General features: G+C 73.9%; 13 protein-coding genes. 6 read left to right on the forward strand and 7 right to left on the reverse strand.

What is annotated here, in order from left to right; translation table 11 throughout:
* Nucleotides 1–59: 59 nt before the first annotated feature.
* On the reverse strand, nt 60–968 hold the full coding sequence (locus ACGFZP_RS38090; protein ID WP_392941643.1) for a hypothetical protein: 909 nt from the start codon (nt 966–968) through the stop codon (nt 60–62).
* Between the two features lie 426 nt (nt 969–1,394).
* Here ACGFZP_RS38090 and ACGFZP_RS38095 point away from each other — a divergent pair, with 426 nt between their 5' ends.
* The 4 genes from ACGFZP_RS38095 to ACGFZP_RS38110 all read left to right on the forward strand — a co-directional run bounded on the left by ACGFZP_RS38095 (nt 1,395) and on the right by ACGFZP_RS38110 (nt 5,561).
* Entirely contained in the window at nt 1,395–2,006 is a 612-nt protein-coding gene (locus tag ACGFZP_RS38095) for a TIGR03086 family metal-binding protein (RefSeq protein WP_392941645.1), read from the forward strand.
* Between the two features lie 174 nt (nt 2,007–2,180).
* Nucleotides 2,181–3,497: a kynureninase gene (kynU, locus tag ACGFZP_RS38100; RefSeq protein ID WP_392941648.1), complete on the forward strand. Its 1,317-nt coding sequence runs from the start codon at nt 2,181–2,183 to the stop codon at nt 3,495–3,497.
* Nucleotides 3,497–4,381 (forward strand): alpha/beta hydrolase family protein, encoded by an 885-nt coding sequence (locus ACGFZP_RS38105; protein WP_392941650.1) that lies wholly within the window; start codon nt 3,497–3,499, stop codon nt 4,379–4,381. The genes kynU and ACGFZP_RS38105 overlap by 1 nt, the downstream gene beginning before the upstream one ends.
* Nucleotides 4,382–4,421: 40 nt before the next feature.
* Nucleotides 4,422–5,561, forward strand: coding sequence for an alpha/beta hydrolase family protein (locus tag ACGFZP_RS38110; protein WP_392941652.1), 1,140 nt, complete (start codon nt 4,422–4,424; stop codon nt 5,559–5,561).
* An 87-nt stretch (nt 5,562–5,648) separates the two neighbouring features.
* Here ACGFZP_RS38110 and ACGFZP_RS38115 read toward each other — a convergent pair whose 3' ends face one another.
* The 5 genes from ACGFZP_RS38115 to ACGFZP_RS38135 form a co-directional block, all read right to left on the reverse strand.
* Nucleotides 5,649–6,500, reverse strand: a complete 852-nt coding sequence (locus tag ACGFZP_RS38115) for an SAM-dependent methyltransferase (RefSeq protein ID WP_392941654.1) — start codon at nt 6,498–6,500, stop codon at nt 5,649–5,651.
* A gap of 122 nt (nt 6,501–6,622) precedes the next feature.
* Nucleotides 6,623–7,612 (reverse strand): NAD-dependent epimerase/dehydratase family protein, encoded by a 990-nt coding sequence (locus tag ACGFZP_RS38120; RefSeq protein WP_392941657.1) that lies wholly within the window; start codon nt 7,610–7,612, stop codon nt 6,623–6,625.
* Between the two features lie 149 nt (nt 7,613–7,761).
* Nucleotides 7,762–8,568, reverse strand: a complete 807-nt coding sequence (locus ACGFZP_RS38125; RefSeq protein ID WP_392941659.1) for a class I SAM-dependent methyltransferase — start codon at nt 8,566–8,568, stop codon at nt 7,762–7,764.
* Nucleotides 8,569–8,690: 122 nt separating this feature from the next.
* Nucleotides 8,691–9,584 carry an SAM-dependent methyltransferase gene (locus tag ACGFZP_RS38130; RefSeq protein ID WP_392941662.1) on the reverse strand — a complete coding sequence of 298 codons (894 nt, stop codon included), beginning with the start codon at nt 9,582–9,584 and terminating at the stop codon, nt 8,691–8,693.
* A 121-nt stretch (nt 9,585–9,705) separates the two neighbouring features.
* Nucleotides 9,706–10,857, reverse strand: coding sequence for a cytochrome P450 (locus ACGFZP_RS38135; RefSeq protein WP_392941665.1), 1,152 nt, complete (start codon nt 10,855–10,857; stop codon nt 9,706–9,708).
* Between the two features lie 176 nt (nt 10,858–11,033).
* Here ACGFZP_RS38135 and ACGFZP_RS38140 point away from each other — a divergent pair, with 176 nt between their 5' ends.
* Both ACGFZP_RS38140 and ACGFZP_RS38145 read left to right on the forward strand, forming a co-directional pair.
* Nucleotides 11,034–11,621 carry a TetR/AcrR family transcriptional regulator gene (locus tag ACGFZP_RS38140; RefSeq protein WP_392941667.1) on the forward strand — a complete coding sequence of 196 codons (588 nt, stop codon included), beginning with the start codon at nt 11,034–11,036 and terminating at the stop codon, nt 11,619–11,621.
* 510 nt (nt 11,622–12,131) lie between these two features.
* Nucleotides 12,132–13,391, forward strand: coding sequence for a cation:proton antiporter (locus ACGFZP_RS38145; protein WP_392941670.1), 1,260 nt, complete (start codon nt 12,132–12,134; stop codon nt 13,389–13,391).
* 157 nt (nt 13,392–13,548) lie between these two features.
* Here the strand turns inward: ACGFZP_RS38145 and ACGFZP_RS38150 are convergent, their stop codons facing one another.
* Nucleotides 13,549–13,761 (reverse strand): LuxR C-terminal-related transcriptional regulator, encoded by a 213-nt coding sequence (locus tag ACGFZP_RS38150; protein WP_387952578.1) that lies wholly within the window; start codon nt 13,759–13,761, stop codon nt 13,549–13,551.
* Nucleotides 13,762–13,777 lie beyond the last annotated feature (16 nt).

Here is a 13,777-nt window from a genome sequence, read left to right on the forward strand (position 1 = left end):
CTCGACGCCCAGTGCCCGCCGTCTGCCGTCCGGTGTCTGCCGTCTGCCCGTCTGCCGTCTCAGGCGACGTGCAGCGTGAGTTCCGCGGTGTGCAGCTGCCCGGCGGTCTGGAACTGCAGGAAGAGCCGCCAGTTCCCGGGTCGGCCGAGCAGGGCGTAGAACTCCAGGGCCGGCCCGCCGCCGCCGGGGCCGACCTGGTCCATCGGGTGCAGGTGGGCCAGCGCCTGGTCGCCCTCGTGGAAGGCGGTGAGGTGGGCGTAGCTGTCCAGGTACGGCTGGAGGTCGGTGACCGGTCGGCCGTCCCTGCCGATGGTGGCGGTGAGCCGGAGGGCGCCGGCCTTCGGCTCGCTCCGCAGGACGACGGTGTAGCCGTCCACCGTGGTGGTGCCGGCCGGGGCGGGCAGTGGCACGGCCGCGGCCTCGCCCGGCACCGTCAGCTCCCGGCTGACCACGATCTCGCTGCCCTTGCGGGCACCGCTGTTCGGCACGAAGGAGGTGTACAGCCGCCAGTGCCCCGGGGCGAGCGCCGCCAGGTCGGCGGTCCAGGTGCCGTCGGCGGCCATCGTCGGGTGCAGGTGCCGGAAGCCGGTGAGATCGGCGCGGATCGCGTAGAAGTGCAGCTGCTTCGCCTGGTGGACGGCGAAGTCGGTCACCGGCCGGCCGTCCGGGCCGGTGACGGTGAACGAGTAGCCCACCGCCCGGCCGGCGGGCAGGTCCGCGTCGGCGCCGTCCAGGCGGTAGCCGTCCCGCTCGGCGGCGAGGCCCAGCGAGGTGAGGGGCAGGTCCGGCAGCCCGAGGGTGCCCGCGGTGGCCGACCCGGGCAGCGCCGTCCCGCCGAGCTCGCCCGCGGTGCCCGGCCGCCCGTCGGCCGAGGACGCGCCGCCCGCGAAGAGCCCGAGGAGGAGCAGGACGGGCACGCAGGACGCCAGCGCCCAGGTACGGGAGGTCGAACGGCGGGAAGCGAACATCGGCAGTCTTCACCTTGTGAGGGCACCCGGCCGGGTGCGGCGTGGGCCGGCCGGCACCCGGCCCACGGCAGAGGAGACCGGAACGGGAGGCCGGGATAACCGAAAGTCCGCCCCGCACGCACCGGCCCGCCGGCCCTGCCACCGACGACCCCCTCGCCGCCGCGAACGCCCTGTCACCGCACGATCCGCTCCGGCGGAGCCTCCGGTAGGCCCCTCGGCGCTGCCGGGCACGGACGGTGACGGAGCTGGGACGCCAAGGTGCCTGCAAGGCAGCGGACTTCCCCCACCCCGCCACGGTCGAACACCCGGTGTCACCAGCCCGCCTCCCGTCCGGGCTCGTTGTCGAAACCGGTCGGCGAACCCTGGATTGTCACAGCCGGTAGCGGTTTACTGGGAGAGAGGAGGGCGGGAGAGGGAGGTCCGGCCATGGAATGTCCCCACCCATCCGAGTTCCACACCGAGGTCCGCCGGTGCTACGCCGCCGCCGGGGCTGAGGTGGACCGGCTGTTACGAGCCGCTCCCGAGGACGGGTGGGCGGCGTCCACCCCCTGCCGCGACTGGGACGTGCGCGCGCTGGTGAACCACCTTGCCGCTCAGCACCTGTGGGTCTGCCAGGCGGCCGCCGGCTACACCCCGGAGCAGATCGGCCACCGGTTCCAGGGTGACGTCCTGGGCCGCAACCCCGTCGGCGTGTGGGAGATGGCCGTCGACAGCGGCATCCGTGCGCTCAACCAGCCTGGCGCCCTCGACGTCCTGGTGCACGTGCCCTACGGGGTGCGCGATCTCGGCGGGTACGCCCGCGAGTTGACGGCCGAGACCGTCGTACACGGCTGGGACCTCGCCCGGGCGCTGGGCGAGACGGGTCGGATGCCGCAGGGCTCCGTCCGGTACGCGCTCGCCGAGTTCCGCGGATATCGCGACCTGGCCGGCACCGGCCTGTTCGACCCGCCGCTGACCACGGCGCCGGGCGCCGACGCCCAGGACCTGCTGCTGGCCCTGACCGGCCGCGATCCGCACTGGTCCGCCGAGCGGATCTGACCGGGCGGGCCGGGCCACGCGCGGGGGCCACCGCGCGCGGGGCCGACGTGCGGGGCCGAATCGCCAACGCGCCGCCCGGGGTGGCGCGTTCGTGACCCGCAGCGCGGCGCCGGCCCGACCGTTGACGAGTGGGCAAGTGCCCATTATGGTGCTCGGGTGACTGGTTTTGCAGGGGTGGTCAAATCTGGCACGCAGCAGGCGGGATCCACCGCTCCGCCGGGCGGCCCGCCCGGCGGTCCCGCGGAGGACCCGTTCCTGGAACAGGCCCGGCGCGCGGACGCGGCCGACCCGCTCGCGGGCTTCCGCGACGAGTTCGTCATCGCCGACCCGGCCGCGGTCTACCTGGACGGCAACTCGCTGGGCCGGCTGCCCCGCACGACCAGGGACCGGCTGCACGAGGCCGTCGACGCGTGGGGCGGGGACCTGATCGACGGCTGGCGGCGGTGGCTGCCGCTCAGCCGGGAGATCGGCGACCTGGTGGCCGGGATCGTCGGCGCCGAACCGGGTGAGGTGGTGCTGTCCGACTCGACCGGCGTCAACCTCTACAAGCTGGCGGTCGCCGCCCTGGACGCCCGGCCCGGCCGCGACGTGATCGTCACCGACGACGACAACTTCCCCACCGACCGCTACATCCTGGACGGCATCGCGGCCGCCCGCGGACTGACGGTCCATCAGATTACCGTCGACCCCGACGAGGGCCTGCGGACGTCCGACGTGGCGGCGGCGCTGGACGAGCGGGTGGCCCTGGTCTGCCTCTCGCACGTCGCGTACCGGTCCGGCGCGGTGACCGACCTGGCCCAGGTGACGGCGGCGGCGCACCGGCACGGCGCGCTGGTCCTGTGGGACCTGTGCCACTCGGCCGGGGCGGTGCCGGTCGAACTGTCCTCGGCGGGCGTGGACCTGGCCGTCGGATGCACCTACAAGTACCTCAACGGCGGCCCGGGTTCACCCGCCTTCCTGTACGTGCGGCGGGAGTTGCAGGCCCGGCTGCGGCAACCGATCTGGGGCTGGTTCGGACAGTCCGACCAGTTCGCCATGGGTCCGGCCTACCGACCCGTACCGGCGATCGAGCGCTTCCTGGTCGGCACTCCCCCGGTACTCGCGGCCTACGCGGCGCAGGAGGGGATCCGGCTGACCGCCGCCGCCGGCATCGGGGCCATCGCGGCCAAGGCCCGAGGCCTGACCGCCTACGCGCAGCAGCTGGCCGACGCGTGGCTCGTCCCGCTCGGCTTCCGGGTGGCGTCGCCGGCCTCGCTGGAGCGGCGCGGAGCGCACCTCGCCCTGCACCACCCCGCCGCCTGGCAGGTGTGCCAGGCGGCGAAGTCGGTCGGGGTGATCCCCGACTTCCGTACGCCGCAACGCCTCCGACTGGGCTTCCCGCCCCTGTACACGCGCTACGTCGACCTCCACACCGGACTGTCGCGGCTGCGCGACGCGGTGGCGGCCGGCCGGCACCTGGAGTTCCCGGAGACCGCGGACGGACCGACCTGATGACCGCGACGGACGACAGGCGGCTGAAGGACTACCCGCCGGAGCTGGAGAGGCTGACCGCGAGCCCGCCCGAGGCCTACCGGATCGTCCGCTACGGGCCGTCGCCGGAGCAGTTCGGCGAGTACTGGCCGGGCGGCGACGGGGCGGCGGTCGTGCTGCTGCACGGCGGCTACTGGCGCGAGCGCTACCGGCTGGACCTCATGCACCTGCTCGCCGCCGACCTCCGGGCCCGGGGGTACGCGGTGTGGAACGTCGAGTACCGGCGGATGGACATGGCGGGCGGCGGCTGGCCCGGCACCTTCCACGACGTGGCCGCCGCGCTGGACGCCGTCCCCGGCCTAGGCGGCGGGACGGTCGATCCCGCCCGGGTCGGACTGGTCGGGCACTCGGCCGGAGGGCAGCTGGCGCTGTGGGCGGCCCACCGGCGGAGCGGGACGCCACCGGCCGTGGCGGTGTCGCTGGCCGGTGTCTGCGACCTGGCCCTGGCCGCACGGCTGCGCCTGAGCGACGGCGCGGTGGCGCAGCTGCTGGGCGGCGGTCCGGCCGACCGGCCGGAGGTGTACCGGCTGGCCGATCCCATGGCCCTGGCACCGCTCGGCGTACCGCAGTTGGTGGTGCACGGCACCGCCGACCCGCACGTGCCGTACGAGCTGAGCCGGCGGTACGCCGCGGCGGCCGGCCCGGCGGCGGCCTTCCTCGGCCTGCCCGGCGCCGATCACTTCGACGTCATCGACCCCGGCAGCGCGGCCTGGGCGCGCATCGCCCGGGAGCTCTCCCGGCTGCTGCCCGCCCGCGGTCCGGCATCGGCGCAGCGCCAGGCCGTGTCCGGCACCAGGTCCCCGCGCCGGGGGATCGCCCCACCCGTCACAGGTTTTGACGAATAATCAGGGTGGGCGATCGCCCATTTCTCCGTAGCATGGACTCATGTCCCAACGATTCGTACGCCTTTTCGCTCCGTTGGTCGCGCTGCTCGGGCTGCTGCTGGTGGGCGCGCCGTTCGCGGCCGCCGCACCCGCCCGGCCCGTCCCGCGGACCGCCCCCACCGGCCCCGAGCTGCCGGCGCCGACGGGAGGCCACCTGGTCGGCACCAGGACGCTGTACCTGAAGGACACCTCCCGCCCCGATCCGTGGAAGCCGGACACCGGCTTCCGGGAGCTGATGGCCACCCTCTGGTACCCGGCCCTGTTCCCCTCGGGCCGCGAGGCCGCGTTCATGTCCCCGCAGCTGTCCGCGGCGGCCTTCGGCACGGACGCGCTCGGCACCGTGCGCACCCACGCCACCGTCAACGCCGTCCCGCTGCCCGGGCGGCGGCCGCTGGCGGTGCTCTCCCCCGGCTTCGGCATGAGCCGCGTCTCGCTGACGGCGCTGGCCGAGGACCTCGCCTCCAAGGGCTACCTGGTGGCCGCACTGGACCACACCTACGAGGCGGTCGTCGAGTTCCCGGGCGGCCGGCTGGAGCCCTGTCTGAACTGCACCGGCCAGGGCGGCCCCGAGGTCGTCCGCAGCCGGGTGAAGGACATCCGCTTCCTCCTCGACCAGCTGACCTCCCCCCGCTCCGGGCTCCAGGTCGACTGCTCCCGGATCGCCGTCATCGGCCACGCCGTCGGCGGGACGAGCGCCGTCGAGACCGCGGGCGAGGACCCGCGCGTCGCCGCCGCCGTCAACCTGGAGGGCACCTTCCTCACGCCGCCGCCCGCACAGCCGCTGGGGCGGCCGGTGCTCCTGGTCGGCGCCCAGTGGCCGACCGCCGGGGGTACGCCGGCGGCCAACTGGGCCGACCGCTGGAGCGTCCTCGCCGGCTGGAAGCGCTGGCTCAGCGTCCCCACCGCCGGCCACATGTCCTTCAGCGACGCCCACTGGCTGTACGAGCACTTCGACCTGACCCAGGTGATCCCGCCCGTCCTCAAGCCCGCCCTGTTCGGGACCGTCTCGGGTGAGCGCGCGACCGCGATCACCCGCGCCTACGTGGGCGCCTTCCTCGACCAGCAGCTGCGCGGCATCCCGGGCGCGCTGCTCGACGGTCCCTCCGCAGCCTTCCCCGAGGTCGGGTTCGTCCAGCCGTAGCGGCCCGCGGGTCCGCCCCGGCATCCACCACAGCGGGCCGGTCCGCCTGCACCCCTCGGGCGCAGGCGGGCCGGCCCGTCGCGTTTCCTACCGTCCGGGCCGCTCGGCGACCACGACGCCGTAGCCGAAGCCGACCGCCTGCAGGCGCAGGACGATGCTGTCGAACTGCTCCACGACCTGGGCGCCGAACCGCAGGGTGAGCGACTCGCGGTCGTCCTCCAGCTTCCGGCGCATGCAGTCCAGCGTCCGGGCGACCGTCCGGTCGCTGACATCGGTGATCTCGACGGGGACCAGGCCGGCCTCGTCGAGCAGCGGCGGATAGTCCTGGAGCGGCATCAGTTTGCCCAGCAGCACGGCGTACTGCGGCGCGGCGCTCCCCGCGGTGCCGGCGGCGGGTGCGGTCCGCTCCAGGAAGTCGGTGAGGGCCAGCCGCCCACCGGGTTTGAGGACGGCCGCCGCCTGCCGGAGCACCGCGAGCCGGTCCGGCATCGCCATGATCGACTCGACCAGCCAGACCGCGTCGAAGGACTCCGCGGGGAAGCCGAGGCCGACCGCGTCCTCGCACCGGAACTCCACCCGGTCGGCGACCCCGGCCGCCTCGGCCTTCTCGGTGGCGAGCCGGGCCTGCACCGGGCTGTTGGTGATGCCGACGACCGTGGCGCCCGTCGACCGCGCGAGCTGGATCGCCGGCGCACCCGTCCCGCAGCCGATGTCGAGGACCCGGTCCCCCGGGCCGATCCTGATCCGCTCCGCCATCAGACCGGTGAGCCTGCGGGACGCCTCGGCCATCGTCGCGCCGTCCGACGGGGACTCCCAGTAGCCCATGTGCAGGCTTCCGCCCGACAGTTCGGCGAGGAACTCGCTCGTGTCGTTGTAGAAGCCGTCCTCGGCCTCCCGCTGGGAGAGACGCCCCGCCGACACCCCTGCACCGCTTGCCATGTGCCCTCCTTCGGGGCCGGCCGCGGCCACCGCCCGGTCGGACGCCGCCGGTGTGCCGCGGCCGGCCCCTTCGTCGTTGGTGGTCCCGCCGTCGTCCGCTCCCGGCGGCCGCGCGGCGGCGTTCAGCCGGTCTGGTCGAGGACGCGCTGCTCGACGGCCGGGTCCAGTCCTCGGGCGGTGGCGCCCTGCCACGGCGGCTCGCCCTCGCGCTCCAGCCAGGCCCAGCTGTCGGCCAGGGTGTCCCGGAGCGGGCGGCTGGTGTCGAGCCCGGCGGCGTGGGCCGCCGAGACGTCGACGTCGTTGATACCGCCGCGCATCGCGGCGGGGAGCCACAGGGGGATGTCGACGTAGGGGCGGACGCCGGCGGCCAGGAGCTCGTCGTCGCCGACCCAGACCAGCTCCGCGTCGGAGCCGGTCACCTCGCGCATCGTCTCCAGGAGCGCGCCCATCGTGAATCGGCCGCGGGCGGTCACCGTGTTGAACACGCCGCCGGTGCCGCGCTCCGCGGCGTCCAGCAGCCAGGGCGCGTGGTCGCGGACGTCGACGTACTGGAAGGGGTCCTCCGCACGACCGGGCGCCAGGACCCGCCCGCCGCGGTGGATGCGGCGCAGCCACCAGGTCAGCGAGCCGACGTCCTCGTACGGGCCCAGCATCGGACCGGGGCGGGTGATCAACGCGCGGTCGCCGAAGCCGCGTTGGACGGCGAGCTCACAGCCGCGCTTGGCGACCGGGTAGAAGCCGTCGGCCTCGTCGTCCGGATCGCCGTCGATCGTGGCGGCGCTCTCGTCGGCCCCGATCGGCACCGGCGGCCGGTACACCACCCAGCTGGAGACGTACGCGTAGTGCCCGGTTCGGTCGGCCAGCAGTGCGCAGGTGTCGCCGAGGACCCGGGGGGCGCCCGTCCAGGTGTCGATCACCGCGTCCCACTTGCGGTCGCGCAGGACGCGGTCCAGCGCCTGCGGATCGGTCCGGTCGGCGATCAGCGACTCGACGCTCCCGGCGGCCGGGCGACTGCCCCGGTTGAGGGTACTGACCTCGTCGCCGCGCTCAAGTGCGGCATCGACGATGCTGCGTCCCACGAAGTGCGTTCCGCCCAGCACCAGAACTTTCATGACGCCCTTTCCAAGGAATCCGGGAATCCGATCGAGGCCGAGGGCCCGAGGGGCCGCGGGGGTGCCGGATCCCGCGGTGGCGGACCACCGCGGGATCCGGCTCCGCCGCCGGCGTCCCCTCCGGCGACGGACGTACCGGGCGGGCCGCCTCAGGCGCCGGAGCGCACCGCGGTGACCGCCACCGTCGCGTAGTTCATCGTGAAGCTGCCGCCCAGGCCGTCGATCGCGGCCCCGGCGCCCTCCAGCACCTCCGCCATCTTGTCCGGCGGGAGCCGGGTGAAGGCACCGAGCGTGGGCATCTGGTCCAGCCAGGCCTCACGGCTGTAGACCCACTCCCAGTCGAAGCGCCACTGCTCCGGCTCGCCGAAGCCGCCCACCTCGCGGATCCCGTCGGAGGTCTTGGCGAAGAACGCCTGGTACCCGTCCATGGCGCCCCGGAGCATCGCCCCGAAGTCGAAGGGCGCGTTGGGCATGACCCGCTGGCAGACGTCGGCGATCGCGTCCGCCACCTCGGGCGGGAACTGGAAGACGTTCCAGAAGGCGGCCAGGCGGCCGCCGGGGCGCAGGATCTGCGCGGCCTTGGCCGCACCCGCGACCGGGTCGACCCAGTGCCAGGCCTGGGCGGCGACCACCGCGTCGAACTGCCGGGCGGCCGGGTCCCAGTCCTCGAAGGTCGCCACGTCGACCTTCAGGCCGAACTGGCGTGCCAGATCGGCCAGTCGGACGTCGGGCTCGACCCCGAGAACGTTGCCGCCGATCTTCTGGAACTGCCGGGCCACGATGCCGGTACCGGTACCGACGTCGAGGATGTCGAGGCCGGGGCCGCCGGCGACGATCTGCTCCACCATCGGCTCGGGGTAGCGGGGTCGGGCCCGGTCGTAGCGTTCGGCGTCCGCCCCGAACGACTCCGCCACCTGTCGCTGCCGGTGGACTTCACTGTCTGAGTTAGTGGGCATGTGCCCATTTTAGGTGGGCGCGCGCCCACTCGTCAACTCGACGTGGACGCTGCGGCCTGACTCGCAGTCAGCCCCGGCAGTCGGCACCGACGACCGGCCCCGGCTGTCGGCCCGCGGGTGCGTCACGGCCGTTCGGGGGCGGCCGCGACCACCACGCCGTAGCCGAAGCCGGCCTTCTCCAGGAGGGGGAGGACGGACTCGTACTGCCGGACGACCTGGATCCCGTACGTGCGCACGAGCTCCTCGTGGTCGTCGGTGAGCCTCTGCCGCAGGCAGTCGAGCGTGCGGGCCACCGTGTGGTCGGTGATGTCGGCCCGCTCGACCGGCACCAGGCCGGCCTGCACCAGGAGCGCGGAGTAGTCCTCCAGGCGGATCGGCCTGGCCACCAGCGGGGCGTGTCCGTGCTCCCGCGAGTGCTCGGCCAGGTCCCCCACCGCCTCCTCCATCGGAGCCGGCGCCGGATCCAGGTCCAGCAGGTCGGTCAGGGCCACCCGGCCGCCCGGCCTGAGCACCCGGGCCACCTCCCGCAGCGCGCCGAGCCGGTCCGGCAGGTGGAAGATCGACTCGATCATCAGGACACCGTCGAACGAATCCGCCTCGAAGTCCAGGACCGTCGCGTCCGCGCAGGTGAAGGTCACCTGGTCGCCCACTCCCGCACCCTCGGCGTTGCGCCGGGCGGCCTCGATCTGCACGGCGCTGTTGGTGATGCCGACGACCCGCGCACCCGTCGACCGGGCGAGCCGGATGGACGGCGCGCCCGAGCCGCACCCGAGGTCGAGCACCCGGCTGGCCGGGCTCACCCCGAGCTTCTCCGCCAGCAGGTCGGTGAGCTGTTGGGAGGCCTCCGCCATCGTCGCCGGATCGTCCGGGGACTTCCAGTAGCCCTCGTGCAGGCTCCCGCCGAACAGCTCGGTCAGCAGGCCGCTGAGGTCGTTGTAGAAGCCGGCCACCTCCTTGGACGGAGGGGCCTCCCCCACCGGTGCCGGCCCGTCGGGAGTGGTCGTCTGATCAGTCATCAACTCGTCTTCTTTCGCGATGGGACCGACGGGGGGTATGCGCGGAGTCCGGTGGGGAGTCCGGTGCCGAGGGCGGGTGCGACGGGAGGGGGTGGGCGCGGCGGGCAGGGCGGCCGCGGGGTCACCAGGTGACGGGCAGCGCCTGCATCCCGCTGATCAACCGGCCCTGGGCGTTGGCCAGTTCCTCGGCGGGCACGGCCAACCGCAGCCCGGGGAAGGCGGCGAGCACGCTAGCGAACGCCACCTCCAGCTCCATCCGGGCGAGTTGGGCACCCAGGCAGCGGTGCGCGCCGTACCCGAAGGTCACGTGGCCGCCGGCGCCCTCGCGGGTGATGTCGAACCGCTCGGGCCCGGGGAACGCCTCCGGGTCGAAGTTGGCGCCCGGCAGGCTGGCGAAGACCACGCTCTGCGCGGGGATCACCACGCCGCCGAGCTCGACGTCGCACGTGGTGGCCCGCACCTGGCCCCCGTTCTCACGGGCGCTCAGCGGCGCGTACCGGAGCACCTCCTCCACCGCGGCGGGCACCAGCGAGGGGTCGGCGCGCAGCAGGGCGAGCTGCTCCGGGTTGTCGAGCAGGGCGGCCAGGCCCTTGCCGAGCTCGGTCGCGGTGGACTCGTTGCCGGCCATCAGCAGGCCGCAGCCGAGGTGGACCAGTTCCACCTCGCTCAGCCGGTCCTCCTCGTCGCGGGCCGTGATCAGCTCCTGGAGCAGGCTGTCGTCCGGGGTGCGGCGCTTGGCCGCGACCAGGTCGGCCATGTAGGTGACGACCGACTCGAGCGCCTTCAGCGACTCCCCCGGAGGGTAGGCCGTGGTGGCCATCACGCGGTCGGCCCAGCCGCTGAAGCGCTCCCGGTCCTCCTGCGGGACGCCGAGGACCTCGAAGATGACGGTGAGCGGCAGCGGGCGGCACAGGCCGGCGACCAGGTCGCCCTGCGGGCCCGCGTCGAGGAGGTCCGCGATCAGCCCGTCGACGATCTGCTGGATGCGCGGCCGCAGGGCGCGGATCCGGTGGGCGCTGAACGCTCCGGCCACCAGACGGCGCATCCGCACGTGCTCGGGCCCGTCGAGATCGTTGATGCCGGGCTTCGCCAGGACCGCCGACGGGATGACGACCGCGCCGATCCGCCGCGCCTCGGCCCGGCTGAAACGCGGGTCGGACAGCACGGTCCGGACTTCGGCCATCCCGGTGACCAGCCAGCCCTTCTGACCGGACTCGGTGGTGACCTCCCGTACCGGCGCCTGCCGCCACGCCTCGCGGACCGGCGCCGGCACCGTGTAGGTGTCGCGCCCCGAAGCCGCCGATCGGGGGCATCCCGAAGGCATACCCGTTGATGCGTTTGGGGGTATAGTGGGCATGCGCCCACACTAGTGGGCACGTGCCCACTCGTCAAACACCATCACCCGTTCCGCCGCGGAAACGGGGCCCGAAAGGAAGGAAGGGAGACCCGATGCCGACCGGGACAGCGATCCGTGACGTCTCCCAGCAGCTGTTCGACGCCGCCGAGCGAGTCCTGCTCCAGGGCGGGCCGAACGCGCTGACCAGCCGCGCCGTCACCACCGAGGCGGGTTGCGCCAAGGGCGTCCTGCACCGGCACTTCGACGACTTCGACGCCTTCCTCGCCGCGCTCGTCCTGGACCGCATCGGCAGGATCCGGGCCCAGGGGCACGCCCTGCACGCCGCGGCCGGGACGAACACCGTCGCCGACAACCTCACCGCGGCGCTGATGGACCTGTTCGGGTCGGTCGCGGTGGCCATCGTCGGCCTCGTCACCGCCCGCGACGAACTGCGCGCCCGGCTGCACCAGGCCGGCTCCTCGGGCGTCCCGGTCCTGACCGAGGCGACCGCCATGATCGCGTCGTACCTCACCGCCGAGCGCGCCCAGGGCCGGATCCCGTCCGGCGCCGACGTCGACATGCTCGCGCTCACCCTGATCGGAACCGGCCATCTGCTGTTCGCCGGCCGGCAGGGCGTCGCCCCGGAGGCCGACGAGGTGCGCAAGGTCGTGACGTCGGTCGTCGCCGGCGCCGCACGGTAGCTCCGACCCGTTCCGCCCGCGCCGCCCGTCCGCACACCCGCGGCCGGGCGGTACGGGCGCTTCGCGGGCGGGACCCGGCGATCAGGGTTGGCCAAGTGGCCGCCGGTGGACGGGTCTTGACGATCAGCCCTTGACGAGTGGGCGATCGCCCACTATTGTGCGGCGTGTCCACTTGCGCGCTGACGCCCGCGGGCGTGCCGCCGGGGCCGGCACCAGCCGCCGGCCGCGGGCCGCGGGCCTGGCGGGAATCCGCACCGGGCCTGCTCCCGCCGCACCCGACTCCCGGGGCCGGATACGCGACCCCAGGGCAGCGGCCGAACTCCCCCCCCCCAGGCGATCCGTTACCGAGAACCGCTCGGACCACCGCCCCGCCCCGGAGGATGCCACCGACCCGCGACGGGTCCCTCGGCCCTGGGCATCGAGCGCGCCGCCCCGCCGGCCGCCCCGTCTCCGGTCCCGCTCCCGGCTCAGCGCGCCCCTGTCCTGCCCGTCCGACCGAAACGGGGGCCCATGAAAGCCCAGCACATCACGGAACTGCTCGTCGGACTCGCCGCCGTCGTCCTCCTGGCACGGCTGCTCGGAGCGCTGGCCCGACGACTTGACCAGCCCGCGGTGATCGGCGAAGTCCTGGCCGGCATCCTGCTGGGGCCGACGCTCGCGGGCGACGCGATCTCCGGCCACCTCTTCCCGGCCGACATCCGGCCGCAGCTCAGCGCACTGGCCACCATCGGGGTGGCCGTCTTCATGTTCACCGTCGGCCTGGAGTGGGACGTCGCCCAGGCCCGGGGCTCCGGCGGCTTCGCCGTCACCGTCTCGCTCAGCTCCATCCTGCTCCCCTTCGGCCTCGGATCCCTGCTGGGCCTCTACCTCCTGAGGGGGCATCAGAGTCCGAACCACACCGCGTTCGTCCTCTTCCTCGGCATCGCCATGTCGATCACCGCGTTCCCGGTGCTGGCCCGGATCCTCACCGAACGCGGCCTGGCCCGCACCACCCTGGGCGTCCTGGCGCTCGCCTGCGCCTCCATCGACGACGTCCTGGCCTGGTCGGTCCTCGCCGCGGTGACCGCGCTCAGCGGTGCGGCCGGCGCCGAGCAGTGGCGCGTCCTGCTCCTGGTGCCCTACCTGCTGGGGATGCTGTTCGTGGTGCGCCCGCTGCTACGACGCCTCCTGGCCCGTTCCGGCACCCTCGGCCCCGCCGGGTTCGCCGGCATCCTCGCGGGGCTGCTGCTCTCCGCGGGGGCGACGGAGTGGGTCGGCCTGCACTTCATCTTCGGGGCCTTCCTGTTCGGCGCCGTCATCCCGCGCGAGCAGACCGCGCGGCTGCGCGCCCAGATCCACGACCAGCTGGGGCAGTTGGGCCAGACCATGCTGCTGCCGGTCTTCTTCCTCACCGCCGGTCTCAACGTCGACCTGTCCGGAATCGGCCTGGGCGGCCTCCGGGACCTCGCCCTGATCCTCCTGGTGGCCATCGGCGGCAAGTTCGCGGGGGCGTACCTCTCGGCCCGGGGGAAGGGGATGCCGGCCCGCCAGTCCGCGGCCCTGGCCACCCTGATGAACACCCGCGGCCTCACCGAACTCATCGCCCTGAGCGTGGGGTTGAGCCTGGGGATCATCGACCGCGAACTGTACTCGCTGATGGTGGTGATGGCCGTGGTCACCACGGCGATGGCCGGTCCCCTGCTGCGGTGGATCCTGCCCAGGCGGCTCGTCGAGGCGGAGGCCTCCAGGGAGTCGGTCTCCGCGGACGCACCCGCAGCCCTCCGGGACTAGGGCTTGTCTGACAGTTCGCGTCGCGTCAGCGCGCGGCGGGAACTGTCAGACAAGCCATAGAACGGGACGTGGAGCAGGACGAGGGGGGCGGCCGCCCGGCTTCAACAGCCGGGCGGCCGCCCCCTCGTGCGATGCGGGTCCGCTCAGGAACGGACCGTCAGAACTGGACGATCCCGGACGCGACCGCCCAGCCGATCAGGCGGGACTTGCTGGCCGCCCCGACCCGCAGCCGGGCGTCCCGCAGGTGCTCGTCGACGGTGTTCTTCGAGATGCCCAGCCGGCGAGCGGTCTCCTTCGCGGTCAGGCCGAGAACTGCGAGCCGGACCACTTCGGTCTGCCTGGGGGTGAGTAGTTGGGTTGCTCCTAGCATGACACTCAACACCTCT

This window comes from Kitasatospora sp. NPDC048239 (assembly GCF_043202015.1).
Classification (GTDB): domain Bacteria; phylum Actinomycetota; class Actinomycetes; order Streptomycetales; family Streptomycetaceae; genus Kitasatospora.

Bases quoted from the DNA above. Each gene is read 5' to 3' on its own strand.
- ACGFZP_RS38105 (WP_392941650.1), top strand. From the start codon at position 3,497: ATGACCGCGACGGACGACAGGCGGCTGAAGGACTACCCGCCGGAGCTG.
- ACGFZP_RS38130 (WP_392941662.1), bottom strand. From the start codon at position 9,584: ATGACTGATCAGACGACCACTCCCGACGGGCCGGCACCGGTGGGGGAG.
- ACGFZP_RS38145 (WP_392941670.1), top strand. From the start codon at position 12,132: ATGAAAGCCCAGCACATCACGGAACTGCTCGTCGGACTCGCCGCCGTC.
- ACGFZP_RS38125 (WP_392941659.1), bottom strand. From the start codon at position 8,568: ATGCCCACTAACTCAGACAGTGAAGTCCACCGGCAGCGACAGGTGGCG.
- ACGFZP_RS38140 (WP_392941667.1), top strand. From the start codon at position 11,034: ATGCCGACCGGGACAGCGATCCGTGACGTCTCCCAGCAGCTGTTCGAC.
- ACGFZP_RS38150 (WP_387952578.1), bottom strand. From the start codon at position 13,761: ATGCTAGGAGCAACCCAACTACTCACCCCCAGGCAGACCGAAGTGGTC.
- ACGFZP_RS38095 (WP_392941645.1), top strand. From the start codon at position 1,395: ATGGAATGTCCCCACCCATCCGAGTTCCACACCGAGGTCCGCCGGTGC.
- ACGFZP_RS38120 (WP_392941657.1), bottom strand. From the start codon at position 7,612: ATGAAAGTTCTGGTGCTGGGCGGAACGCACTTCGTGGGACGCAGCATC.
- ACGFZP_RS38110 (WP_392941652.1), top strand. From the start codon at position 4,422: ATGTCCCAACGATTCGTACGCCTTTTCGCTCCGTTGGTCGCGCTGCTC.
- ACGFZP_RS38115 (WP_392941654.1), bottom strand. From the start codon at position 6,500: ATGGCAAGCGGTGCAGGGGTGTCGGCGGGGCGTCTCTCCCAGCGGGAG.
- ACGFZP_RS38090 (WP_392941643.1), bottom strand. From the start codon at position 968: ATGTTCGCTTCCCGCCGTTCGACCTCCCGTACCTGGGCGCTGGCGTCC.